This window comes from Rhizobium laguerreae, assembly GCF_002008165.1.
GTDB lineage: Bacteria > Pseudomonadota > Alphaproteobacteria > Rhizobiales > Rhizobiaceae > Rhizobium > Rhizobium laguerreae.
In genome coordinates, this window is record NZ_MRDM01000030.1 from 250,976 (window position 1) to 273,923 (window position 22,948).

General features: G+C 59.0%; 27 protein-coding genes. 9 read left to right on the plus strand and 18 right to left on the minus strand.

Annotated elements, in window-relative coordinates:
- Positions 1 to 170: 170 nt before the first annotated feature.
- The 3 genes from BS630_RS31100 to BS630_RS31110 are packed head-to-tail and all read left to right on the plus strand — an operon-like array spanning position 171 to position 3,029.
- Complete coding sequence (locus tag BS630_RS31100; protein ID WP_245310580.1) at positions 171 to 701, plus strand: DUF6932 family protein; 531 nt, start codon at positions 171 to 173, stop codon at positions 699 to 701.
- Positions 688 to 1,950 (plus strand): helix-turn-helix domain-containing protein, encoded by a 1,263-nt coding sequence (locus BS630_RS31105; protein ID WP_077980499.1) that lies wholly within the window; start codon positions 688 to 690, stop codon positions 1,948 to 1,950. Before BS630_RS31100 ends, BS630_RS31105 begins: the two co-directional genes overlap by 14 nt.
- The gene (locus BS630_RS31110; protein WP_077980500.1) at positions 1,947 to 3,029 is read left to right on the plus strand and encodes a beta family protein; all 1,083 of its coding nucleotides are present in this window, start codon (positions 1,947 to 1,949) and stop codon (positions 3,027 to 3,029) included. Before BS630_RS31105 ends, BS630_RS31110 begins: the two co-directional genes overlap by 4 nt.
- Here the strand turns inward: BS630_RS31110 and BS630_RS31115 are convergent.
- The gene (locus tag BS630_RS31115) at positions 2,983 to 3,573 is read right to left on the minus strand and encodes a sce7726 family protein (RefSeq protein WP_077980501.1); all 591 of its coding nucleotides are present in this window, start codon (positions 3,571 to 3,573) and stop codon (positions 2,983 to 2,985) included. The genes BS630_RS31110 and BS630_RS31115 overlap by 47 nt on opposite strands.
- A gap of 96 nt (positions 3,574 to 3,669) precedes the next feature.
- Complete coding sequence (locus BS630_RS31120; protein ID WP_077980502.1) at positions 3,670 to 4,803, minus strand: RHE_PE00001 family protein; 1,134 nt, start codon at positions 4,801 to 4,803, stop codon at positions 3,670 to 3,672.
- A gap of 369 nt (positions 4,804 to 5,172) precedes the next feature.
- Between BS630_RS31120 and BS630_RS31125 the strand changes: the two genes are divergently transcribed.
- Together BS630_RS31125 and BS630_RS31130 are read left to right on the plus strand one after the other, a co-directional pair.
- Positions 5,173 to 6,081, plus strand: a complete 909-nt coding sequence (locus BS630_RS31125; RefSeq protein WP_077980503.1) for a nucleotidyltransferase and HEPN domain-containing protein — start codon at positions 5,173 to 5,175, stop codon at positions 6,079 to 6,081.
- A gap of 123 nt (positions 6,082 to 6,204) precedes the next feature.
- Positions 6,205 to 6,420: a DUF3072 domain-containing protein gene (locus BS630_RS31130; protein WP_077980504.1), complete on the plus strand. Its 216-nt coding sequence runs from the start codon at positions 6,205 to 6,207 to the stop codon at positions 6,418 to 6,420.
- A 202-nt stretch (positions 6,421 to 6,622) separates the two neighbouring features.
- Here BS630_RS31130 and BS630_RS31135 read toward each other — a convergent pair whose 3' ends face one another.
- From BS630_RS31135 to BS630_RS31205, 15 genes are all read right to left on the minus strand, one after another.
- Positions 6,623 to 7,645: an extracellular catalytic domain type 1 short-chain-length polyhydroxyalkanoate depolymerase gene (locus BS630_RS31135; protein WP_077980505.1), complete on the minus strand. Its 1,023-nt coding sequence runs from the start codon at positions 7,643 to 7,645 to the stop codon at positions 6,623 to 6,625.
- A complete protein-coding gene (locus BS630_RS31140; RefSeq protein ID WP_077980506.1) occupies positions 7,642 to 8,097 on the minus strand; it encodes an NUDIX hydrolase in 456 nt (151 codons plus the stop codon). The genes BS630_RS31135 and BS630_RS31140 overlap by 4 nt, the downstream gene beginning before the upstream one ends.
- Positions 8,098 to 8,190: 93 nt before the next feature.
- Positions 8,191 to 9,231 (minus strand): P-type DNA transfer ATPase VirB11, encoded by a 1,041-nt coding sequence (virB11, locus tag BS630_RS31145; protein WP_077980507.1) that lies wholly within the window; start codon positions 9,229 to 9,231, stop codon positions 8,191 to 8,193.
- A gap of 7 nt (positions 9,232 to 9,238) precedes the next feature.
- Positions 9,239 to 10,411, minus strand: a complete 1,173-nt coding sequence (virB10, locus tag BS630_RS31150) for a type IV secretion system protein VirB10 (RefSeq protein ID WP_077980508.1) — start codon at positions 10,409 to 10,411, stop codon at positions 9,239 to 9,241.
- 9 nt (positions 10,412 to 10,420) lie between these two features.
- The gene (gene virB9 / locus BS630_RS31155) at positions 10,421 to 11,275 is read right to left on the minus strand and encodes a P-type conjugative transfer protein VirB9 (protein ID WP_077980509.1); all 855 of its coding nucleotides are present in this window, start codon (positions 11,273 to 11,275) and stop codon (positions 10,421 to 10,423) included.
- Entirely contained in the window at positions 11,272 to 11,943 is a 672-nt protein-coding gene (locus BS630_RS31160) for a VirB8 family type IV secretion system protein (protein WP_077980510.1), read from the minus strand. The genes virB9 and BS630_RS31160 overlap by 4 nt, the downstream gene beginning before the upstream one ends.
- Before the next feature lies 1 nt (position 11,944).
- The gene (locus BS630_RS38315) at positions 11,945 to 12,229 is read right to left on the minus strand and encodes a hypothetical protein (protein ID WP_077980511.1); all 285 of its coding nucleotides are present in this window, start codon (positions 12,227 to 12,229) and stop codon (positions 11,945 to 11,947) included.
- A 52-nt stretch (positions 12,230 to 12,281) separates the two neighbouring features.
- Entirely contained in the window at positions 12,282 to 13,202 is a 921-nt protein-coding gene (locus BS630_RS31170) for a TrbL/VirB6 family protein (protein WP_077980512.1), read from the minus strand.
- Between the two features lie 3 nt (positions 13,203 to 13,205).
- Positions 13,206 to 13,439 carry an EexN family lipoprotein gene (locus BS630_RS31175; protein WP_077980513.1) on the minus strand — a complete coding sequence of 78 codons (234 nt, stop codon included), beginning with the start codon at positions 13,437 to 13,439 and terminating at the stop codon, positions 13,206 to 13,208.
- A complete protein-coding gene (virB5, locus tag BS630_RS31180; protein WP_077980514.1) occupies positions 13,436 to 14,134 on the minus strand; it encodes a P-type DNA transfer protein VirB5 in 699 nt (232 codons plus the stop codon). The genes BS630_RS31175 and virB5 overlap by 4 nt, the downstream gene beginning before the upstream one ends.
- Positions 14,134 to 16,500, minus strand: a complete 2,367-nt coding sequence (locus BS630_RS31185) for a VirB4 family type IV secretion/conjugal transfer ATPase (RefSeq protein WP_077980515.1) — start codon at positions 16,498 to 16,500, stop codon at positions 14,134 to 14,136. The genes virB5 and BS630_RS31185 overlap by 1 nt, the downstream gene beginning before the upstream one ends.
- Positions 16,493 to 16,831 (minus strand): VirB3 family type IV secretion system protein, encoded by a 339-nt coding sequence (locus BS630_RS31190; RefSeq protein ID WP_077980516.1) that lies wholly within the window; start codon positions 16,829 to 16,831, stop codon positions 16,493 to 16,495. The genes BS630_RS31185 and BS630_RS31190 overlap by 8 nt, the downstream gene beginning before the upstream one ends.
- Positions 16,832 to 16,835: 4 nt before the next feature.
- A complete protein-coding gene (locus BS630_RS31195; RefSeq protein ID WP_065282894.1) occupies positions 16,836 to 17,135 on the minus strand; it encodes a TrbC/VirB2 family protein in 300 nt (99 codons plus the stop codon).
- The gene (locus tag BS630_RS31200; protein ID WP_077980517.1) at positions 17,132 to 17,794 is read right to left on the minus strand and encodes a lytic transglycosylase domain-containing protein; all 663 of its coding nucleotides are present in this window, start codon (positions 17,792 to 17,794) and stop codon (positions 17,132 to 17,134) included. Before BS630_RS31200 ends, BS630_RS31195 begins: the two co-directional genes overlap by 4 nt.
- A gap of 3 nt (positions 17,795 to 17,797) precedes the next feature.
- Positions 17,798 to 18,340, minus strand: a complete 543-nt coding sequence (locus BS630_RS31205) for a hypothetical protein (protein WP_077980518.1) — start codon at positions 18,338 to 18,340, stop codon at positions 17,798 to 17,800.
- A gap of 91 nt (positions 18,341 to 18,431) precedes the next feature.
- On the opposite strand from BS630_RS31205, the gene BS630_RS31210 reads away from it, so the two are divergent.
- From BS630_RS31210 to BS630_RS31225, 4 genes are all read left to right on the plus strand, one after another.
- Entirely contained in the window at positions 18,432 to 18,785 is a 354-nt protein-coding gene (locus tag BS630_RS31210) for a MarR family transcriptional regulator (RefSeq protein WP_077980519.1), read from the plus strand.
- Between the two features lie 708 nt (positions 18,786 to 19,493).
- The gene (locus BS630_RS31215; RefSeq protein ID WP_077980520.1) at positions 19,494 to 20,855 is read left to right on the plus strand and encodes a TadE/TadG family type IV pilus assembly protein; all 1,362 of its coding nucleotides are present in this window, start codon (positions 19,494 to 19,496) and stop codon (positions 20,853 to 20,855) included.
- Positions 20,852 to 21,382 carry a TadE/TadG family type IV pilus assembly protein gene (locus tag BS630_RS31220; protein ID WP_077980521.1) on the plus strand — a complete coding sequence of 177 codons (531 nt, stop codon included), beginning with the start codon at positions 20,852 to 20,854 and terminating at the stop codon, positions 21,380 to 21,382. The genes BS630_RS31215 and BS630_RS31220 overlap by 4 nt, the downstream gene beginning before the upstream one ends.
- A gap of 1 nt (position 21,383) precedes the next feature.
- Positions 21,384 to 21,968 (plus strand): TadE/TadG family type IV pilus assembly protein, encoded by a 585-nt coding sequence (locus BS630_RS31225; protein WP_077980522.1) that lies wholly within the window; start codon positions 21,384 to 21,386, stop codon positions 21,966 to 21,968.
- 38 nt (positions 21,969 to 22,006) lie between these two features.
- On the opposite strand, the gene BS630_RS31230 is transcribed toward BS630_RS31225, so the two are convergent.
- Positions 22,007 to 22,864: a hypothetical protein gene (locus BS630_RS31230; protein WP_077980523.1), complete on the minus strand. Its 858-nt coding sequence runs from the start codon at positions 22,862 to 22,864 to the stop codon at positions 22,007 to 22,009.
- Positions 22,865 to 22,948 lie beyond the last annotated feature (84 nt).

The window sequence follows — 22,948 nt, forward strand, 5'->3', positions numbered from 1 at the left end:
TGGACTGTGGGGGATGAGGCGAGGACATCATCGCAGCGCTGCGTCAGGCCGCATCGCATTTCGAACTGGAACTGAACAACGAGAAATCAGAAATCACCTCGACTGCGACGCAGTCACAACATCGGGTGGAAGCAGGCCGCAAGAGCCCATACCATCGCCGATCGGATAAATTGCCCCTTGCCTTTCTTCGCTTACAACATTATTGTTGTAATATGATTCCAGCGCTCGTTTCCCTATCCGGTTCTCCTTGGGATGTGCTGCCGAGCGGCATTCATCCTGCGTCTCTTGATGAGATACAAATTGCATATGGATACAACGAGCGGCGCCGCACACTGCTCTCAGGGTTGGTCGATGGCGCCACTGCGTTGGTGAGGGCCGGATGTTCGAAAATCTACCTGGACGGAAGCTTTGTCACAGCTAAACCGATCCCAGGTGACTACGACGCATGTTGGGATCCAGCTGGGGTTCTCAGCTCCCTCCTCGATCCCGTGTTCACGGATTTCAGCGATGGGAGAGCCCGACAAAAGGCTCGTTTCGGGGGTGAGTTCTTCCCTTCGAGCATCGTGGAAGCTGGCTCTGGACGGGCGTTCTTGGACTTTTTCCAGGTTGAAAAACATTCGGGTGGGAAAAAGGGAATTATTGAAGTTTCGATCATGACGGATGCGACGATCCTTCGGAGGCTAGCTCATGATATTCAGTGATAGACAGTACGCAGTATCGAAGGAACAGCTCAACAATCTGAGAACCGCTGCGTTCGCTGACCAAGTTGGCGAAGGTAGGCTAGATTGGTTGAAGCAAATCGAGTCCAATGCGCTCCAAAGCCAAATCGCGGACATTCAGCGAGAGATGGCAGAGTACGACTATCTAAAGTCTGGAGCTGCTGGATTCACGGAGGAATTCTCCTTTGAAGAGCTGCCCCGCGTTCTAATACAGGCGCGTATCGCAAGAGGCCTGTCCCAAACAGATCTCGCTGAGCGTCTTGGCCTGAAAGCGCAACAAGTGCAGCGATACGAAGCAACTAACTACATGAGCGCCAGCCTTGCGCGCCTGATGGAAGTCGCCAGCATGTTGGGCGTTCGCGTCTCTGCATCCTACGGATCAGGTGAAGAGCGTTCGGAGGGGGCAATTTATGCCTGGTCTGATGCTGGTTCCATTGAATGGAACAAATTCCCGCTTCGGGAGATGGCTAGACGCGGTTGGATCAAGGGTGATGACTTGGCAACGTCAGCTCGCACCTGGTTTCATCAGGTGGCCGGGCCTCAGTTCGCGACGGCTCTTCACCGCAAAAAAATGCATAGTGGCAACGCACCAAACGAACACGCTCTCTTAGCGTGGCAAGCACGCGTGCTTCAGAAGGCAACCGATGATTTCAATGCGGGCTTGATAGGAGAGTTCAGCCTGAACGATCGTTGGTTGGGTCAGTTGGTCGCTCTCACGAAGGACAGCGACGGACCCCGCAAGGCCAAGGATCTGCTCAGCCAAAACGGCATTGGGATGATCGTTCAAAATCATCTTCCCGGAACTTATCTTGATGGCGCGGCCATGGTCGCTCCATTTGGAAATCCAGTTGTTGCCCTAACCCTTCGGTTCGATCGCCTGGATAACTTCTGGTTCGTCCTGTTCCACGAACTGGGACACGTATTCCTGCATCTATACAACTCTCTTCGGTTCGATTTTTTCGACGAAGAGGATGGCCATCAAGGCGACCAGTATGAGGAGGACGCGGACAAGTTTTCCCTGGATCAGCTCATTCCGCAAGACGTTTGGCGCAAGTGCCTATCTCGATTTGCGCTGACGGAAGAAGCGGTCCTCATCGATGCAGAAAAGCTTGGGATCAGTGCAAGTATCATTGCTGGCAGGATCAGGAAGGAGAGAAACGATTTTCGCCTCTTTACTAATCTGGTCGGGTCGGGAACCGTTCGGACGCAGTTTGAGGGATTGACGGAATGAAGCTACTTCCCAGCACGTATGTTCCGTCACTGCGATGGCGCCAAGGCGAATACCAAGCGCTGTTCCGACTTAGTGACGCGGCAAAGCAGCTCGTCGTTCCGTTCATACTTGTTCCGGAGCCGGAATACGATTTCGAGGAAGGTCGACCGAAGAAGACGGTTCAAGAGCAGGTGCAGACGTTTCCGAAGCGCTACCAGCAAAAGTGGGGCAAGAGACCCGCGTGGATCGACGTCCATACGAATATAGCCACGACAAGCATGGCGGATGGCCGAACGCCCATGTCGTACGTATTCGAGGAGATACGGAGCTTCGGATCGAGGGCTGTGCCAATCACCTCGTTGGACGCCCCGCCGGCCGTCAATGCTGTCGTGGCTGGCATCGCAACAATCGACAAGCTCGGTGTCGGTATCCGAGCTCGCCTTGAGCACGTTATGAAGCCCAACTTCGATGCACGACTAATCGCACTGATCTCTTCGATTGGTCTCACGCGAGAGCACACAGACCTCATCATCGATCTTGGCGCGCCGAATTTTCAGCCCTACGCAGACTTCGCAGATGGGCTGATAGCGGCGATGGACAACGTGTCTGCGCTGATCAGCTACCGCTCTCTGGTGGTGATCGGCACTGGCTTTCCGCAGATACTTGGCATAGACAAACCGGGTGGACACCTGCCGCGGCACGACTGGGTCTTTTACAAAACACTGCGCACCAAGCTTGCCGGAATTGGGCGGATCCCGAACTTTGGAGATTACACGATTGTCCACCCCGAATTCACCGCTCAGGACATGCGGATGTTGAAGCCAGCGGGCAAGCTCGTCTATACGGCAGGCGACACATGGAATGTTCGAAAGGGTGGGGCATTCAGATCTGACCCGGGACAGATGCACACGCATTGCGACAGCATTCTGAGATCGGGCCAGTTTTGCGGCCCTCATTTTTCAGCGGGCGACGAGTACATCGACCTGTGTGCGAAGAAGTTAGCTACGCCGTCAAATCTCACGCGCTGGAAGGAAAATGGGATCAGCCATCACATCATGCATGTGCTGGCTGATCTCGCCACGTCGAGCGCTGGGCCATGAAATTTCGGATCGCTGCAATTAAGTCCGCGATCGGCATCTGAGCGGCCAAATCGATGTAGAGCTGTAGCCTGCTTCGCTTGAGTTCACGCGGCGACGCTCCGAACCCTGCTAACAGCTCGGCAGCTTCCGAATGCCAGAGCAAGTGAGCAACTTGAATAGCATCGACGGATGGATTGGCGCGAGCGCGCCGCACTGTTTCAAACGTAATACCGCCTCGCGATCCTTTTTCAGCAAGGATTAGCCCGCACCAGTCCGGGACGATCCTTTCTGCCTTCGCCAGGTGCTTGTCGGCGCAAACAAGTGTCAGCCTGCTTAGACCCTTCGAATAAAACTCGAGCTGCCCCGGAAGTCGATCAAGCGTATCGAGGCTGCTTTTGATCTCGAAACCGTGGACTTCCGCAGATATAACCGCGACATCGATCCTTACCCTGGCATGAGACAAACCAAGTTCGTCGACGATGATGGCACTGCGGGCCTTCTGGTATGACCGAAGCTTCTTATGATGAAGCGCGGCTCTGATTTCCTGATCATTCGTAGCGAGCATGATTTTTCCCCTATCACACCTACTGGCCGATTTCGAGATGATAGCCAAGTTCTAATTCTTGTCATTGATCCGGCACATGTGGCGACGGTCTAGCAATCAGATCACTCCCCAAGCCCGAAACCTCCCCCTGCCCGTCATCTCCCGCAAGCCCAGCTCCTCGACGAGCCGCAGCGCCGCCCGCGGCGTAACGGCAAGTTCTTTTGCGATCATTCCGGTCGACACCAGCGGCCGTGATATCACCAGCTCGATCAGCTCTGGGAGTTTTGACGACGTGCGCCTCCCGATCAACCGCCGCTCCATCATTTTTCGCGCCAACGCCAACCGATCATGTTCCTTCAGGCCGAGCTCTGCGGCGGCAACGATACCGCCGAGAATGGCCAGCAACCGGGTTTCGCGATGGCGATGCCGGCGGCGATCGACGGGGATAGTTTTCAGGCCCAAATTGAAGGCGGCCAGATGGACCGCCGTCGTCAGTCCGGCCTGACGCAGGATCGATGCTGCGAGAAGCCGACCGAGCCAGGGCGTATGCTGCAGCACGGATAAATCATTCCAGGCATCGAGGGCGACCACCGCCTGCAGCACTGCGGGCAGGTCTTGCGACTGCCGTAACACGCCGCGCCACTCGTCGAGACGCTCGTCCTCGTCCCAATCGAGGTCATAGACCAGCGGATCCTTTTCGCGGCCGCCGGCGCGACCGGGCTTCTTCGCCTGCTCGATGGCAGAGTCCGAGCGGGCGAGCAGCGCGTCGATGGCGGCGAACTCGGCGTCGAGTGGGCTGGCGCCATCATCGCCATCCGGCCCCTCCCCTCCTCCGGTCTCGTCAACACCCAGGGCGCCATCGGCGTCTTGCACCATAGTAGACACGCCGGCAGCGAGGCCGTGGCCGCGGAGGCTGCGCAGACCGTCGGGGCTCAGCGCCCAGCCAGATGGTTGAGAGGCTATCCGTCGCCGAGTGCGCAAAACATCGCGAGCGATGGTCAGCTCGTGGGTCGGTGTGCGAATATCCTTCGTGGCGTCATGCAGCACCAGGTCTTCGAGATGCACGAGTTCGCCGTCGATCCACAACGAGGCGCAGGCGTCGGCAAAATGCATGCGTTCGATCCAACCTGCGCCGACCGGCGAACGTGCGACCCGTTCGTCCAGACGCGCCAAGGCAATGCCGGCGTCGAAAGAGGGCCGCATCAGGGCTGACATGCTGATTTTCGCGAGATCGTAAGCCATTGAAATCATGGTAAGTGATTTGCGACACGGACACCAGTGGATAGTTTGTGTCCGTCACATCGTATGATTGCCGGTTGGGTGTTTAACCATCGATAAGTACTGGTTATCGATGGTGAGACGATCACGCTCTGAGCAGATCCCGTTTAGAGGCGCCAGACCATTTCTCTTTTCAGCGTTACCTCCAGCAAATGCGTCGGGTGGCGGGTCTTTCCTTCCCGTTCCTACTGAGTGTGAGGCCTGCCTAGGAACCGGCATTCACGGTCATCTTTGATCAACACGATTCTCGAAAGAAGGTGATCTCAGATGTGACCACGTCCTACAGTTTCCCTCTCAAAACTGCGAGTAGACGGTACGAGATCTTTCGCCTATCGATTGCTTATGAAATCGTCGCTTGAACATATGCCGCTCCGCAAGCAGCGAGAACTCGGACGGGTTCTCGAAATCCTCCACGAGGAATTCGAGGACGCGCTGAAGGAAGGCACGGCCGATTTCAAGAAGCGTGGCAGGATACTGAAGATCGTCCTGTTCGGCTCCTACGCCAAGGGTGGCTGGGTCGATGAACCGTTCACCATGAAGGGGTATCGCTCCGATTTCGATCTGCTGATCATCGTCAACAATCGCAAGCTCTGCGAGTTCGCCGAATACTGGCACAAGGCAGCCGACCGGCTGATCCACGAAGCCGCGATCGAAACACCAGTGAGCTTCATCGTCCATTCCAGACGCGAGGTGAATACCTACCTCAAGGAGGGGCAGTATTTCTTCTCTGACATTCGCAAGGAAGGCATCGTTCTCTACGAACTGGACGATGAGCCGTTGGCTGAGCCCGAGCCCCTTTCGACTGAGGACCGGCTTCGCGTGGCGAAGGAGCATTTTGAAGAGCGGATCGAGGCTTCGACGGAATTTCTCGATCTGGCCGAACATGCACGTACTAGGGGCTACGGGAAACGAGCGGGGTTTCTTTTTCATCAGTCGCTCGAGCAAGCCTATTCCTGCATTCTCCTTACTCTCACCAATTACGGTCCACCATCGCACAACATCAAGTTTCTGCGCTCGCTCGCCGAGGAGCAGGATCGCCGGCTGGCCGAGGCCTTTCCACGTGATCAGCACCGGGAACGCGCGTGGTTCAACACATTGAACGAGGCATATGTGAAGGCGCGCTATTCAAAACATTACGAGATCAGCGAGGAGGCTCTCGCCTGGTTTGGCGAGAGGACAACCGTGCTGCTTGAATTGGTCCGGATGGTTTGCTCCGAGCATCTCGAAAGGCTGAAACACGACAGCCACTAGCTGGTGGCGTGTGGCCTTTACGCCCGACTGAAGGGGCTACGATCGAGCCCAATGCGACATCGACATGCGGCTGGAACCGGGGCATCACCTGGAACGTTTAGAGAACGCATTCAGGAGGCCGCTATGAGTGACAATCCGAAAACCAAGACATCGTCCAACACACAAAAGGACCCCGACGATTGGGTGGGCGGCGACGAGCCGATGACCGGCGCGCAGCGGTCCTATCTAAAAACCTTGTCCGAACAGGCGCACCAGCCCGATGCCTATGCCGAGGATCTGACCAAGGCGGAAGCGTCCAAGAGGATCGACGAATTAAAGCAGGCGCTCAATTTGGAATGAGCGGCCGCCTGGCGATAACCAATTGGGTGAAGCCGAAAGCCGAGGAGAACGTTTGCGCGCCGCAACACCAGCGGTGTAAGCTGTTCGAATGCAAGCTGAGGGTGCTCGCCTAGTGTTTCGTTGCCCGCACCGAGATGCTGCATCCGTAGAACCCATCGCCGACCGGAATTTGCCAGCTACGGCCGAACTTGCTGCGAACTGGTTATGTTCGAAGCCTGGACAAACCCCACAATCGCATCATCTCTGCTGGAGCTGAGATTTCTATCGGGATCACGTAGGGGTCTGCAGATCTTAGCGCCGTGAGGCTCTTGCGCTTCTTGATCGGAAGTCCGTGGCCCATGTTGCTGACTGAATAGAGGGCCACTTTCAGCTCGCCGCTCACCTTCCATGACTGCAACCTGCCCCATGGTTTTTCCTCCAAACGGCCGCTGTTTTCTGCAATGCCTTGGATTTCGAGCCACTGAGCAACACACGCGAGCGCATTGACGGGCTTGACCACCCGGTCGTCCATGCCCTGCCAGATGGTTATCGCAGGCCATACCTTGGCTTCCGGGGAAATCTCAGCAATGGGTCTTCCCCATCCGCCCGGTGGCGACGGCGCACCTGACTTCATCGCGCGCAGGGCCGACATCGCGTCGCGGGCAGATCCGAATGGCATGCCGGCGATGATCGCGGCGCCGGCAAACAATGACGGGTAGTTCGCGACGAGTGCGCCCGTCAGCGCCCCGCCGGCGGACAGCCCCGCGACGAAAACCCTCGAACGGTCGATGCGATGTCGCTCACATATGTGCTCGATCATCTGCTTGATCGAACGCACCTCGCCGCGGTCTCGAGCGACCGCGCTTGGTCGAAACCAGTTGAAGCAATTTTGCGAATTGTTTGCTCTTTTCTGCTGCGGATAAAGAAGAACGAAACCGCGCTCTTTCGCAAGCTTGGAGAAGCCGGCCGCAGCATCCAGGCTTTCGGGAGTCTGATGGCAGCCATGAAGCAAGACGACAAGCGCGGGGTTTTTCGGCAGCCGCGTGGTCGGGACGAAGGATTTCATCAGCAGGCGGCCCGGGTTACTTCCGAACGCGGTTGTCTCGACCAAAATCGGTTTCGCGGGACGGGATGTTGAACGTTTCGTTCTACTTCGGGTCGTTTCGAGAGCTTTCTCGATCCGCTTGCTGATTTTCTTTTGGGCTCTGAGGACCTTTAACAGCGATCTGCCGAGACTGACCTTCATAGGTCAAGGTTCTCAACCCGCGACAGGAGCGTTCGCAGACCTGGCTGGGCGGCGTCGCGCACGGCGTCCCTCAGTGGGAACCACTGTGTTTTACGGATGCTCTTCTCCGGAAACCTGTCCGCGATCCTCGACACCTGGAGGAGATGGACGGCCACATGGTAGCGGTTGGGACTCGTGTCCTTGCGATACGAAAACCAACCGAACACGGTCTTGTCGACGATGCCTGCTACTCCGGCCTCCTCGAAGGCCTCTCTCAGCGCCGCAGCACTGCTGGTTTCATCATCTTCGACGTGCCCCTTCGGAATGCCCCATCGACCGTTCCGTCGGCTGCCTACAAAAAGGATTTCAAGTCCACCGTTTTCGCTCCGACGGTAGCAAAGAGCACCAGCCTGCGCGACATCGCGACCAGACAAGGTTTTCGTAAGTTCCGCCTGGGCGTCTTCGTTGAGCACTGTCCGCCTCCGGTTTCGAAGCCCGCGCAAGCTAGCTGGGAGACGTTCAAGAGTCCAGTTTGCTTCAGTCCTGGCGTGGTGGGAACCACGGCGTCAGCAGTTTCGACGATCGCTGCGAGCAGCGTCGATGGTCTTGGTTCCCTCAGCGGCCCGATAATAGATCTCGGTCACCCGAAACCGGCCATCGATGCGCTTGCACTGGACGATGACGTCGATCGCAATCTTCAGCATCTCGCGTATGTCGTTTCGCTCTAGATCCCGCCCACCTTCCGATTCCTTCACCAGCAGTGTCAGCTGTTCGAATGCAAGCCTGGCCGAGTCGGCGTGGACGGTGGTGATCGAGCCCGGATGGCCTGAGTTCACGTTGCGAATGTAGTAGAACGCGGTCCCGTCGCGCAGTTCCTGCAGGAGAATGCGATCCGGCCGCATGCGCAGGCAGGATTCGAGCAGATCCTTCGCCCCGACTTTCGCCAGCCCTTGGCCTCCCTTGGAGTAGAAGAGACGGACATGGTTCGGCTGGGGGATGACGAGTTCGGGCGTGTCTTCGATGGAGATGATGCGCTCGCTCGAGGGAATATGGCGGATCAACGCCTTGGAAAGCGTCGTCTTGCCGGAGCCGGTCGCCCCGGAGATGATGATGTTCTTGCGCGCATGGACCGCTTCACGAAGAAAGGCCTGGTAGGATCCATTTTGGTAAAATTCCAGGAGCCTACGGTCGACTGAGGGGATGTCCGCGTCTTCCCGTGCCACCTCGGCGAACAAGCCGCCTTGATCGAGGTCGTTCAGGCTCAGCGACACCGACGAGGGCTTTCTGATCGTGATGCTGACTGTTCCCTTCGTTGTCGCCGGTGGGATGACCATCTGGATGCGCTCGTCGCCCGGCAGCGTTGCCGAAAGGATGGGCCGGGTTTCGTCAATCGACTGGTTGGAATAGCTTGCGACAGCCCGCGCCAGGCGCATCAGCTTGTCAAACGACAGCTCCGGCAGTTCGTGCGTTTGCCAGCCGGCCGTGCCCTCGGTGACCACCTGGGTCGGCCAGTTGACGATGACCTCGTAGAGGGACTTGTCGCGGAGAAAAGGCGACAGCGGTACCAGCAGCTCGCGCACAACGCCGGAGTCTGCTCCCTCTGTCATGGCCGGATTATTTCGTGACCAGGGTCGAAGCTGGACTGAAATCTCCAAGTACCGCCCGATCGTAGATGCGATTGCGCGGTTCGCTCACGCGAAGTCGATAGACGCTCGAGAAATCGAGATCACGCGCCACGAAGATCGAGACCAGCTCGCCTTGATGCTTCAACAGGGTCGGCGGAATGTTGATCGACTGCTCAACGGCGATGGTCGCGGCCTGCTTGCCGGCGCTCGTCGTGTTGTCTGCCTCGACATCGCTATCCTGCAGCTGGCTGTTGGCATAGGAGGTCGCGTCGCCGACGATCGACAACAGTATCGCGCTGCCGAAACGCTCCCACCAATGGGTATCGACATAGCCGTCGACACCGGCACGCCCAAGGGCATCCGTTGCGGGTGACGCCAGGGTGATGATCACGCCCGTCGGTGTCTTTGCCCGGTTCCAGAGCACAAACAGGCGTTTCTGGCCGCGGCGAAGGCCGCCGCGATATTCGCCGACGGCCTGCGTGCCCTTCTCCATCAGCACGACGCGACCGTTGTCCGACAGGACGTCACGGTTGATGACACAGCTCGTGAACCCAGGTTGGTCTGAGGACAGCGCCGTCTCCAGGACGCAAGGAATGGAGGTCCCCATGGCGACGATGAAGTCGCGATTGCCAAGGGTTCCGGCACGCGAGCCCTGCGGCTGTGTCGGCGCCAGCATGCGATTGAAGCGCTGGTCCTCGTTTTCCGCCTCGGCACTGAAGCCGCCTGGATTATTTCCGAGGGGAACGTAGTTCGACGCGGCATCGGTGCTGGCATCCTGGTCTCGAGCATGAGGCTGGCGGGATTTTTCAGCGCCATAAGCCATGACCGGCGCGCGGCGGGCAGCGTCGAGAAGCTTCTCATCCTCGCCGTCCTGCTCGGGCATTCCGGGCGTCGGCAGGATTGATTCCGGTGGCGGGGCGGCGGGTTGGACCGGCTCCTTCGCCGGCTCGAAATCGGATGTCTGACGGATCACGACGCGCTCGGGCTGGACTCCGTCGGCGGGTTTATCCTGTCCGCGCATCGACCAGAGCGCAAATCCGACGAAGGCGATTATGGCCAGCGCCACGACGCCACGTCTCAGCGTCGGATTGGTGTCGGGGCCTCGGCCGGTCGACGTTTCCGCGCGCTCGCCAGGAATGTTGGTGCTGTCTTCCTCGGCCATGACGTCCTCCTATTGTCCTGTCGCAGCCTGCGCCTTCACGATGCGCTCGACAGAGGGTGAGGTCGTATTGGTGTCGGGGTTGATGCCGATCCGATCATAGGCCTCGTTGAAGACGCACAGCACGTCGCCTCCCCTGCGCAGGATGAATTTGCGGCTGATCGCGTGCACAAGCACCAGGTTGTTCTCGACGGACTTCGGCACGAGGCTCTCGCTGCGGTCGGAACTTTCCATGTAGATCGCTGGCATTTCCTGGTTGCCAGCAAAGGCGAAGGTGGTGACTTTGCCGTTGTCGTAGACCGCCTGCGGTTCAAGTGCCGCCGACCCTTGCGCCGAATAGCGCCAGTTGCGTGGACCATAGGCTTCGTGAAGAGCAAGAACCTTGTCCGCTTCGCCGGCCTGAGCCGCTTGCGCACGAGCAGCGGCATCGAGCCTTCGGCGTTCGGCCTCATCGGCGGGATAGCGATACTTCACATAGAAGTAGGTGTTTTGCCCGGCCTCGACGGTGCCGTCGCGAACCGTCAGCTCCATCTGGTAGCTGCGGGTCGACCCGTCCCGCCTGGCCGTGACGACCGAGACGTTAGTCACGGGCTGGTTTTCGCGGGGCTTCAGGAACAGGATATTGCCGGCAGGCGCCACTTCCCATGCGACGCTGTTGCCAAGCGCGACGTGGGCGATCTCCTCGTCGGCGGCGAACTCGATCTGCACCGAGGACCGCAAGGTGCCGACGATCTTCGTGATGTTATACGGCTGGTAGTCGACAAAACGGATGCGGCTATCCTGCGATGCGCCGCGCGGAATATCGAGCGCTGACGCTGTCGTGGAGAGGCCGGCAAGAAGGAGGGCGATCAGGACAGTCTGCTTCAATTGATGGCCTCCGGATCGGCGCGGTATTCGCTGACGGCAAAACCAAGCGGATTGGTCAGCCGATCTGTCGAGGACATCGGCGCGTTGACATAAGAGAAGGTGAGCGTCGCCACCCAATGGGTGGTCCTGACCTCGTCACCGCGCGTGACGGTCCTGGTATAGCGAACCGAAGCCACATTCGCGTTGATCAGAGAGATCGAGACGACGTTGATGCGGGACGTCGCGCCGCGGCCATAGATATTCTGCGGAGAGTCCGGATTGCCGCCTCGGTAGATTGCCGCAAAACGCGTCTGTTCCGGCTGGGTCGAGAGCAGCGCGACCGTGCGAAAATTCTCCTCGGCCTCGCTCCAGACATAGGCTTCCCGCGCACGCACATATTTGGCGGCAAAATACTTGGTCACCGCCTCGTCATAGCTGCCGGCCGTCGAGGTAAGCGCCGAGACGACGTCGACGATGCCGGTCGAATTGTCGACCCGAACCACGAAGGGCTCGACCGTCTTCAAGGGGGTGAGGCCGGCAACGGCGACGATCGAGGTGGCGGCAAGCACGCTTGCGGCGATCGCGATGGACCAGGCGATGCGTGCCGACCGCTCCACCTGGATAAGCCGATCCTGATCGAAGCGGCGCGCCTTGTCGAAATAGCTCTTCAGACTGTCCTCATTCACCATCTCACCCCTCCTGGCATGGCCGATACGAACCCACAGCATCGAAATGCGCGAAGGCGGCAGGTTCCTCCGTCAGCGGCTCTCCACTATGGGAAGACAGCTGGCCGGTCGCTGTCGCCGGGACTGCGTCATTGCCGCTTTGCTTGGCGGGCTTGTTGTCCTCCCACTGCCACATGGCGCGGTTGAGCGGCCGGCGCGAATAACCGTCGCATTTGGGCAAAGGGTGGGACCGCGATGCGCAGCCAGTGAGCTCCAAGGCAAGGAGGAGCGAGACGATAATGCGGATCATTGAAATGCAAACCTCTGAAACATTTGACGTGAAGAAGGCGTTATCCGGCCCCTCAAGATCTGAGGCGGCGGCCGACGAAACGGACGCTTCGCCCAACTGCTCTGGTGCCATGCGAGGCAGCCCAGGCAAGCGTGCTTTCATGGGCGTCTCGGCTGGCACCATAGCCGTAGGTTAGCGACGCCCCGCCCGCTGCAAGCGCGGAAGCAATGCCGGGCAGCTGGTAGAAGACGTAAAGGGCGGCAAGGCAGATGGCGCAAAGGGCGACCGGACGCATCATGACATCCGTGTAGCTTTCGATTGCCGTGAAGGTCGTGTCGATGCAGCTGATCAGCAGTGAACCGATGGCGACGACCAGGACCTGGAGAATGACGAAATTGGCGAGCTGACCAATCCAGGATTCGGTAAAACGGCGGGTGGACTGGAACATCGCAAGCGCGACGAAGATCGGGCCGATCGCCAGCACGATGGCGAGCGCCAGCCGGGCATAGAGCGAGACGATATAGCCGATCGCCGCCACGGTGAAACTCGCGCCGATCGCCATCATCCCGCCGATGCCGTTGACGATGTCGGCCGGCCAGGTCGCCCGCGCCCAGATTTCCTGAGCACATTTCTGGCCCTTGTCGAGCAGGCTGTCGAAGGTGGAAGCGCTGGGCGCCGTCCCGGAGTTCAGCGCCTGCGAGATCTCGCGCGGCAGCGTCTCGAAGAAGATGTTGGTGACATAGGTCTGATATTCGCTGGCGTTGCGCACCAGCATGACGATGATGGCAAGCTTCATCGCCCGGAACGCGAATTCGAGGATGGGCTCCGGTACCGAGCCCCGCAGGACAAGGTAACCATAGAGCACGACATAGAGCGTCAGCGCCGCGGTGAGCGGGCCGCCGATGCAGCTGGCAATGTTCGACGTGCCCGACGAGATGAAATTTTCCAGCGGCGCCTTGAACTGGCCGTCGACGAAGCTGAAGACCTGGTACATAGCTCAGCCTCCAAGCGCCCTGTTCATGCGTTCAAGCCGCAACTTCCAGTCCGCCGCCGCGGCGTTTTGACAATTGGGCGTCTGACGCAAGGCGCCGGGGTTGTTGCGGCATTCACTCGTGATCTTCGCCAGCAGGACCTCATCATCCATCAGCTCGTCGACAGTATAGATCCTGTCTTCGTCGCCGAAGCAGCCAGAAAGGGTGAGCATGACGATGCCAAGCAGGAGATGTTTCATTTGAGCGCCTCTCCCATGGCATCCAGGCGCTTGCGCCAATCCTCGGCCTTGCGCTGATCATCGACCTGAACCTCAGCCTGCTGGACCATCTGGAGAGCCTGCATGCGCAGCACGTCGGTCTGCAGGAAGGCGGTTTCGGCCTGCAGGCGTGCCTGAAGATCGGCGATATCCTTGGCATCCCCGGCACTGGAGATCTGCTGGCGCAGCTGATCGATGCCGTCGATGCGCTTGGTGGCGGCATCGTAGATCTGCTGGCCAAGGCTCATCTGGCCGGCATTGCGGTTCTGGGCGCGCGCCAGTTCCTGCGCATAGAAGTCATTGGCATCGGTGCGATAGGTGGAATTATTCTCGAGGAATTTCGAGGCGGAGGTTGCGATGGCGCCGGTGCCCGAGCCTTTCAGCACCCCTTCGATGTCATCAAAATCCTGCGGCAACGCCTTGCGGATCGAGGGGTCGTTCAGCAGACCGGCGACATCGGCCATGTTGGTGACTTTGTTCAGCGATGCGTAAAGCTGTTGTGCCTGCTGAAGCTGTTGATTGAGCGCATCGAGCTGCGATTTCAGCTGCGTGATGCTTTCGATCTGCTTGGCGATCGCGGTCTGATCGATGACCGGAATACCCTGTGCGAATGCCGCTCCAACCGGCAACAGTGCAGCCGTCATCGCCAGAGCAAATCCCATTCTGACCCTTTCCATCAATCCATTCTCCTTCTTTGCTGAAACACCGGTAGCCAGTCTTCGAGCCGATCGCCGACCTCCTTCCGGATCGCCTCGGCGAGCTCGACGCTGGCGGTGCGGCCGGAGAGAAGGTCGAGCTCGTCGTCGAAACCCCTGAGGTTCAGTTCGGCGACGACGCTGTTGTGCCCCTGTTTGACGATGAAGCGGCGGCTTTCGACCGGAAGCTCGCGGGAGAGAACCTCGAACTCGCGCTCCGTCAGTTTGAACCCTTCGACGTAATCGGCATGATCGCCGCGCGGATTGGGTAGGAAGATCTGCGTCGGGCACTGCTCTATGATCGAATGGGCGATTGGCGAGACGATCGCATCGCGCGGGCTTTGGGTCGCAAACAACATCAGCCCGTTCTGTTTGCGGATCGTCTTCAGCTTGTTCTGCGCGAGGTCGCGAAAGCCTTCGTCCTGCAGGGCCTTCCAGAACTCGTCGATGACGATGATGATGCGCCGCCCGTCGATCAGCTGCTCGATGCGAAAGAACAGGTAGGCCATCAGTGGCGTGCGAATTTCCACGTTGTCGAGGAAGTCGGTCATGTCGTAGCCGATGAACTTGGCACCGATGCCGATGTCGTCGGTCTCGTTGTCGAACACCCAGCCGAGCGGACCTCCCCTTTCCCATCGCCTCAGCCGCGAGGCGATGCCCTCGGGATCTGTGTTGTTCAGGAAGGTGCGCAAGGCGCCAATGGAGCGGCGCTCGGCAGGAAGGTCCGCCAGACCGTCGACAGCCGAGGCGATGTCGCGCAGCTCGGTGACGGTCAGTTCCCGCGTCGCCGCTCCCACTAGCCTGCCAACCCAGCCTGTGAGGAACACTTTGTTTTCCGGCGTGAGGTCGAGTGCCTTCAACGGTGCGCAGCCGGTGGGAACACCGTTCCGAAGCGGCAGGTAGGTACCGCCCGCGGCCCGGACGAAGAGATCGGCGCCCCGATCCTTGTCGAAGAAGACCATGTGGGGATCATGTTTTTCGAGCTGTGAGAGCATGAAGTTCAAGAGCACCGTCTTGCCGGCGCCCGACGGTCCGCAGACGAAGGTGTTGCCAAGGTCGCTATGATGGAAGTTGAAATAGAAGGGTGAACCGGAGGCGGTCTTCAGCATGGCGACGGCCGGTCCCCATTCATTTCCGTCCTTTCTGCCGGTCGGATAGGAATGAAAGGGAGAGAGTGCTGCAAAATTTCGCGAGGTGATGGCGCCCGACCGTGCCCGATAGCGGAAGTTGCCCGGCAACTGCCCCCACCAGGCTGCCTCGAGACCAAGATCCTCGCGGGCGACGACCGCACCGCCGTTGGTGAGGTACGCCCGTGCTTTCGCCATATGGTCGCTAAGCTCCTTCACTGAAGGCGCGAAGACCGAGAGCGCGAGATGATGCTCACCGAGGACAAACCGGTTCGACTCCAGATCGTCCATGGCATCGCCGAGCTCTTCGATCTGCGAGGCCGCCTTGTCGCCGGCGCTGACCATCTGGTTCTGTTTGCGCCCCATGATCGTGCGCGCTTCGGCTTTCGAGACGAAGGCGAAAGACTGCGTCAGGATGAGTTCGAAGGGGGCGGTCAGGATGCCGTCGAGCATGCCGCCGCGGGTCGTCGCCGGATATTCCTTGAACCCGAAGATGCCGGCATAGCGGCTATCGGCCTCATGACGGATCTCGATGGTTTCGCGCCCGACGATCACCCGATCCGAATAGATCGCCGAAGATATCCTGCCCTCCGTCAACGGGACGCGCTCCCGCCGGCCGCCGACGATCTGGTGCAGCACCTCGCTCGGTTCGGAAAAGAGGATGCCGTCCTGCTCGTAAAGGGAGAGCACTCGAGGCTCGAAGCGCCTCAGGCCCGCGGTGACGTCGGATACTTTGTCCTTCAGGTGCTTCAAGCCATCTTCGTCGACTTCGACGCCGGCGCGGCCTGCCCTGCGCAGGCGAGAAACAAGGTTGGCGGCTTTTTCGGCTGGATCCCGGCCCGGATGCCAGACGAGCGAGAGGTAAAGATCGTTTCGAAACAGGTCCTCATCGATCATACGTTCGCGGTATTTTGCGTTCAGCCCCCGTGAGAATGGATTGGCAAACTCTCCATCCGGATAGGCGTTGTCGCGACGGCGAATGACATGTGTCCACAGTGCCAGTCGCTCGTCGGCGATGTTGCGGTAAAGCGTATTGAGGTCGCGGTGAAGGCTGTTCAGGTCCAGAACATCAGCGGTTTCGAAGGATACGCCATCAAGCGCGAGCATCACCATCAGCGCTCTGGACTTCAGCGCGATCGTTGTCTCGTCGACATGGCGGACGTGCGGAATGAAGGTTTCGGGGCCGAGTTCGCGTGAGCGAAGCGTTGCGATGCTAGGCAAGGCTCAGATCCCTTTCGTCATAGTGCCGGATGAGCGTCAGCGGCGAGACCGTGGCGCCGCCCCAATAGGCGGTGTTGCGTGACCGGCCGCGGGTGTCGATCCACGAGATCAGGATCCGGAACATGTTGTGGTCGTGCTTGACGAGCGTCCGGAATATGAAATGAAAGACGACGCCGACCAGTGCGTAGGCGATCGATCCCGCGGTGATGTAAAGGATCGTCGTCAGCATGACGTTCATACCCATCGCCTCCATCGTCACGCCGGCAATCATCGCCGGGCGGGTGCAGGCAAGGAACAGGGTGTCTTCCTCGATGGCGGCAGCTATCACCATGTCATCAGCTTCCGACGATCGTATTGACGAGTTCCGTCGCCCCGAAAATCCCGCCGATGCCGATGATCCAGAACCCGGCGCGGCGCAGATCCATGTAGCCGAACATCCAGGCGATGCAGATGATGATGACGGCGATGACGGCAAGCAGCCGGGCGATGTTGCCGGTCAGCATGTCGACGATGTTCTGCAACACGGTTTCGACGCCGGCTGCCTGGGCAAAAGCCGGTTCTGCCAGGCAGGCGACAATGGCGACTGCCATCAACGCGGGAGCCGCGACAGGGCGAAGGGTTGCTGTTGAGATCATTGGCTTTGCTCCAATCGTTCATTCTGAAACACGAGAACCTGAGTCTGCCGCCGGGCGTTGAAGACGTCCCACGATGCGGCTTCATTGGGCTGCGGAATGGATTCTTTGATTACTGACGCCTGCCGCCTCTCTGCCGATTCATCAGGAGGGCTTTCTTCGCGCGGTTCGCCGATGGCGACAGAGGCCAGGTTGGAAGACAGGCGGACCATTTCCTTGCGGACCTGCTCGTCATATCTGACCATCTGGCCGACCGACGGGTCGTTCCGGCCATGATAGGATTGGAGCATGACCTTCTCGGCCTGCGTGGTATCGGCGCCGGCATGCAATGCGAGGCGATAATAGCTGTTGAGCAGAGTAGCCGTCGCCTTGAGGTTTAGGCAGGTATCGAACGCATCCGAAATCGAAAGCTTCAGCTTGCGCAACTCTTCCATGCCGATGCCACCTAGGCCGATCTGGATGTCCTGATGATCAGCGGTAAGCGAGGTCGCAAGCTCTATGGCTTCCGCTTTCGACGCGGGTTGACGCTCAAGCGGTGGGCCACTGTTGATACGAATGGCGAAGGGCTTGAAGCCGCTCTCGAGACTGATGACGGCGGCAAGCGTTCTCACCTCCACCATGGGTGCGCAGTTCTGCGCGAGATCCACGAAAGTGACGGCCATCGTTCAGTACCAGACCCGCTGCGTTGCCGCGCCGTCGATGGTGACGTCGACATAGTGGGGCTGCGGGCGTACGTTCGGGCGAGCCGTCGAATAGCCCATGCACCGGCGGCGCCCATCCTCCCGTTGCCAGCGTGGTGACCGCACCAAATCCTTGTTGAATTTGTGATCATCTCCAAAAACACTGGGGCAGTATGCATTGTTCACCGGCTGGAGGGACGTCGACACGCAGGTAGTTTCCTGTCCGCGAGGACCATAATCGGTTTCCAGCCGGTAACCCGTTTCGCAGTAATAGGGCTCATAGCCGGGGCGCGAACTTGTAAAGCCGGAGCCGCTGCATGTCGGGAACGGATGTCCCTGGGCAAGCTCGCGCCACAGCTTCTGGATCGGCGGGCGGCATGCCGCGAACTGCGTCGCACCTCCAGGGTTGGAAAGGCACAGGATAACCTCGCAGCCCCATTCATTTGCCTGAGCCTGGCCAGGTGAAGTAAGGTAGGGTGGCAATATGCAGCAGGTCGCGACGACCGAGTTGAGCAGAAGGTTTTTCATGAGTACGACCCTCCAGAGGACAGCCCATAGCGGAAGAGGTGGCTTGCCTGTAACGGCGTTTATACTGATTTATATAACACAGTAAAAGAGCATGACAAGAGCACTTACAACCCAATGGCGCAATCTGGCTTTCTCAGGTCTCATCCTGCACGAAATCCTCGACCATCCGCTCGAAGACGAGACGCCTCAGGCAAGGCTGAAGCAGGTCGGCATGATGACGGTTCTGTACAGCATGAACCAGGCGCATCAGAAGCTAACCCTTTCCAACATCATGGAAATCACCGCACTAACGCGCAGCGGCGTCAAGGAGACGGTCGATCTCCTGGTCAAACGGGGGATGCTGGACGAGACGATCGTCAAGAATTCGATGGGACGTGGAACGGCCCGTCAGTTCGAGATTTCAGAGGCTCTTCTGGAGAAACTGAACTCGTTCGGAACCGGATGAAATCGGATTTAACTGGCGTTTTTGGTCGTTCTAAATCAGCCAATTGAGAAGTCACCGCAGGGCTGGGACATGATTGCAACGCCTCGGCCTGTTCTCGACACATCGAACAGAGAGCCGCCTTTTCGGGGGCCGAAGTGTTTTCGAAGTGCTGCGCCACCGATGCCAGCTTCACTGCGGAACGTCGCCAACTCGCCCGGCGGCCTGTTTTCGATGTCATGAGCCAGCCCAAGGCATCGTGCACCGCCAGCAAAAGATTGCGATCTGGTCGCATGCGAGGCCAGGCATCAAAGAAGTCCTCGCGGCGACTTTTGCCAGCCCTGGCCAGGTCAACGGTTCCAGGCCGGTCGGCATAGGAGAACAATCGGTCAGTGCCTAAAGTCTCACTCAGCGGGAAAGTCTTGGCGATCGGAAGGATCAAGCCGACCGGCTGGCCTGATGCGCTGATCGGCGCGTTTGACCAGTGCCGCCCGCTGGACGCCAACGACGCGACACTGCCATGCGAGTGCAGAGAGAGAGAGAGAGAGAGAGAGAGAGAGACGGTTGATATGTCGCCCTGCAAATATCCATAACTCGCAGACATATACGATTTGCGCACGAAACACGGATTCGACGGTCGGCATTTGCCCGGAAAACTTAAAAATTAACAGAGACTTAAACAGTTTTGATACTTCTTGCACATAAGTATGACTTTATGTGGCGGTGGCTGTTTTGGGCTCGGGTCTTTCATATTCATTTGCTAGGGCCTTCAAAGGCTTGCACCGTCTCGGGAAGGACAGGGGCGGCAATGTGGCGATCGTCGTTGCCCTCACCTTGGTGCCGATGATCGTCGCAGTCGGCGCGAGCTTTGACTACATCAGGACTTACAATGTCCGCCAGAGGATGCAGAGCGACCTCGACACGGCCCTGATCGCCGCCGTCAAAGAGATCGATACCGACGACGCCGATGCCCTCAAGCAAAAAGTTGCGGACTGGTTCCACGCGCAGGTGGAAAACAGCTATACGCTCGGCGACATCGACATCGATACGTCGAACCACAAGATCACGGCGACCGCCAGCGGCACGGTTCCGACGACGCTGATGAAGATTGCCAACATCGACACCGTTGACGTCAGCGTGGCAAGCGCCGTCAAGGGGCCGGCCACCTCCTATCTGAACGTATATATCGTTATCGACACATCGCCGTCGATGCTTTTGGCGGCGACAACGGCCGGCCAGGCGACAATGTATTCCGGCCTCGGATGCCAGTTCGCCTGCCACACCGGCGATGCACACACGATCGGCAAGACGAAATACGCCAACAATTACGAATACAGCAAGGCCAAGAGCATAAAGCTTCGCACCGATGTTGCCGGTGATGCCGTCAGAGACGTGCTTGACATGATCGACACGTCCGACAGCAATCATCAACGCATCAAGGTCGGATTATACAGCCTTGGTGATACCCTCACGGAAGTTCTGACCCCGACGCTGAGCACTGACACGGCGCGCAATCGCCTTGCGGACGCAAGTTACGGCCTTACCAGCGCGACCTCGAAGGCAGCCACCTATTTTGACGTGTCGCTTGCGACGCTCAAGCAGAAAGTCGGCACGGGCGGGGACGGAGCCTCCTCGGGCTCGCCGCTCAAGCTGGTTCTCCTGCTGACGGACGGCGTCCAGTCGCAGCGCGAATGGGTGACCGACAAAGTGACATGGAAAAACGGAAAGGCCACCTACGGAGCATACTGGAACAAGGTGGCGCCTCTCAATCCGGACTGGTGCGCCTACCTCAAAAACCAGTCCGCCACCATGGCGGTTCTTTACACCGAATACCTGCCGATCACCTCGGATTGGGGCTACAACGCAACAGTCGGCTCGACCATGGCAAGCGCCAGCTGGAAGAGCACTTACGGCGGCACCATGCAAACCGGCGTGTCGAACAGCATCACCAGACGCGACTACATCCCCTATGCGCTTTCCGACTGCGCATCTTCCAAGAGCCTGTTCATATCCGCGTCCTCGTCGACCGAGATCACGGCGGGCCTGTCGGCGCTTTTCACCCAATATCTCGCATCCGTCAGGCTGACCCAATGAGGCGAGAAAAACGCTTCGCATCGCTGCGCCGTCTGCTCGGCGATCGCAAAGGGGTCGCTGCGATCGAATTTGCGATCCTGGCTCTGCCGCTCTTCATCATGATATTCGGCATTATCGAAGTGTCGCTGATGTTCTTCGTCAACTCGGCGCTGGACGCGTCTGTGCACAAGATCTCCCGGATGATCCGCACCGGCGAGGTTGCGTCCTCCAACGTCACGCTGGCCGATTTCAAGGCCAGGATCTGCAACGACATGCTTCTGTCGTTCAGCTGCTCCGGCGGTCTGCTGGTCAAGGTGATCGTGCTTTCCGACCTCTCTTCCGCCGCCAGCACCGATCCCATCGACGCCAGCGGCAATCTCGCAGTCACCGAGACCTATGATATCGGCAAGGGCAGCGACTACATCCTGGTTCAGACGTTCCTGCCGTGGACAGCGGTCGTCAATTTCTTCAGGCTGTCGAGCGCCAAGCTTTCGGACGGCCGCTACCTGCTCGGATCTTCCGTTCTGTTCCGCAACGAGCCTTTCTGACATGATCATAAAACGGAGCCTGTCCTACTTCCGCTTCGCCCGAGCCCGCGCCCGTCGTCTCATGTGCGATCGGTCGGCGGCGTCGGGTGTGGAGTTTGCGCTCGTGTTGCCGATCCTGGTGATGCTCCTGTTCGGCACTGTCGATCTCGGCCATGCACTGACGGTCAGCCGGAAGATAGATGAGATCGCCTCCTCCACCGGCGACATGATTTCACAGCAGGGTTCCTGGACGAAGTCCGATGTCGCCAAGCTTCTTTCCGGCGCCAGCTTCATCCTGCAGCCCTATGACACGACGGGCTTGACGATCACGCTGGCGGTCGATGACATCGCCAAGAGCGGCAGCGCGACGGTCAACTGGTCTGCAGCGCTCAACACCTCCGCACTTACCTCAGGCTCGGCGAGCACAATCGAGGTCCCTTCGGAGATCCAGGATGACGGCGTACAGGTCGTGCTGACCCGGGTGCAGTACACATTGACGACGCCGGTCTCTTCGTTCTTTTCAAACTTCACCGGGCAGAATGGCTACAGCTTCGATCGCCATTACTTCAATCGCCCGCGGGTCGGCGACACGATCACTTACCAATAAGTCGGGAGGTCGAAGCCCTGCACTGCGACAGCGCAGGCTCACTTGGGCAGCTTGACGATGCCGTATGGATTGAACTTGAACTCATCCGGTTCGTAGGTCGAATCGAAGGAGAGGCTTGCGCGGCGAGCCTTCAGCGTCGGCTCAAGGCCCCGCTGCGCGATTTCGTCGGCAACCGCGTCCATGATGGCGACGATTTCCCTTTCGCTGCCGGCCGTCTCAGGCACATAGACGTCGGGCAATCCGACGAGATGGAAACCGACACTCGCCAGATATCCCGGAACCGATAGCGGCCGTTTCGCGAAGGCTAGTCGGCCGATGCGCTGCTCAGCCAGCGGGTCGGCGGCCTTTACCGCCTCTGCGCCTTGTCGGATCAACTCACTCCATCGGTCGAGGCCATGGGCAATACCGGCGCTTTCGCCCTTTACCGCAACCGCTCCCGCATCGATCAACCGCTCGACGAGGCGCAACGCCAGCATCGAAACCTTTACCGTCTCCGCCTGTGCCATGCTCGGCCCGAGGACATAGAGGACCGACTGATGATCGGCGACGGCATCTTCGTCTGCCGGGCTCCAGGCATTGGCTTCGACCCGATCCCAGCACACGGCGAATGACTGGCTCATACGGTCATCTGGCTCGGCCTGGGAATAATCCTCGTGGACGCTGAAGCCGGTGGCGAAGTCACGGATCGCCTTCGATGCTGCGTCGGACAAGGGGCTGAGGTCACGTTCGTTGCCGAGGAAACAAAGGACATGCCGGGGCGTCACCGAGGATTCCTCCGTCTCGTCGTGGTTAGACGTTTCCTCGCCGGAATCCGGGCTGATTTCCTTGGACCACGACGGTTTCCAGCTGATCATCGCCCCGATGGACGCCAAGAGCGCGCGACGCAGGAGATTCAAGATCGATGCCCTTCCGTTCGGTCGAATTTTCGCAGCCTCCTCGCCTTGTAGACGGATGAAATCCGAATCGAAAGCAGGATCAAG